Annotated in this window: 1 pseudogene; it reads left to right on the top strand. The window is 39.6% G+C overall.

Annotation, left to right across the window (positions count from 1 at the left end):
• Nucleotides 1–1,254: pseudogene (locus ACFIL3_RS10280) on the top strand (hypothetical protein); the annotation flags it as partial.

Raw genomic sequence — 1,254 nt, 5'->3', positions numbered from 1 at the left:
AAAGAGGTTTCTGAAGGAGTAGCACAGGATTCTTTGTTATGGAGCAAGGAAGCCGATGCCTTTGTAGCGCGTCATGAAAAGAGTAAAGAAGAAAAAGGCAAAGCTGTCAGGACACAAGAAAACAGTAGAATTACGTTTCTAGCAAATGGTGAGATTAGCGCTAAATCAACAGATGCCGTAACGGGTAGTCAGCTTTATTCGCTGAACGAACAACTTGCAACCTATTTTGGTGGTGGTGCTGGATATGATAAAGAGGGCAAATGGAAAGCACCGGATTTCAAGATCAAGCAGTTTGGTGAGGATGGTACTTCTTTTGACAAGAATTATCAGAATGTAGCAGATGCACTTACAGGTGTTGGAAGTTCTATCACGAATGTTCAGAATAAATTGACTGAACAGGTTAATAATGTGATTACCAAAGTGGAAAGCGAAAGCTTTGTTCAGCAAGATAAGACAACGAGTCGTCTCACTATTGGTGCAAAAGTAGGTGGCGCAGAAATCAATATTGCAAATGAAAGCGGTGCGGATCGGATAATTTCTGGTGTTGGGGAAGCAAAGAACAATAATGACGCTGTTAACAAAAGCCAGCTTGATAGCAATATCAAGAATGTCAATGATAATGTAACAAATAAGTTTAGCGAACTTACTAAAAACATAACGAATATTACTCAGCAAGTTAAAGGTGATGCTTTGTTATGGAATGATGAAGCCAATGCCTTTGTAGCACGTCATGAGAAGAAGCAAGAAGAAAAAGGCAAAGCTGTCAGGACACAAGAAAACAGTAGAATTACGTTCCTTGCAAATGGTGAGATTAGCGCTAATTCAACGGATGCTATCACGGGTGGTCAGCTTTATTCGCTGAACGAACAACTTGCAACCTATTTTGGTGGAGGTGCAGGTTATGATGAGCAAGGACAATGGACTGCTCCAAGTTTTAAGGTTAAGACAGTTAAGGATGATGGTAAATCTGAAGAGATAGACTATGGCAATGTGGCGGATGCTTTGGCTGGAGTTGGTAATTCTTTCATAAATATTAGAAATGAGATTAGCAAAGAAATTAATAATGAGATTACCAATGTGAAAGGTGATAGCCTTGTTAAGAAAGATCAAGCAACCAATCTTATCACTATTGGTAAAGAAGTAGAAGGCAGTGAAATCAACATAGCCAACAAGACTGGTACGGATCGGACACTTTCAGGTGTTGGTGAAGCAACAAAGGATAATGAAGCTGTTAACAAAGGTCAGCTTGATAAA

Source organism: Bartonella sp. CE47NXGY (assembly GCF_042195415.1).
Lineage (GTDB): Bacteria > Pseudomonadota > Alphaproteobacteria > Rhizobiales > Rhizobiaceae > Bartonella.
The sequence above is the reverse complement of the archived record's forward strand: the minus strand, read 5'-3'. Positions and strand labels throughout refer to the sequence as shown.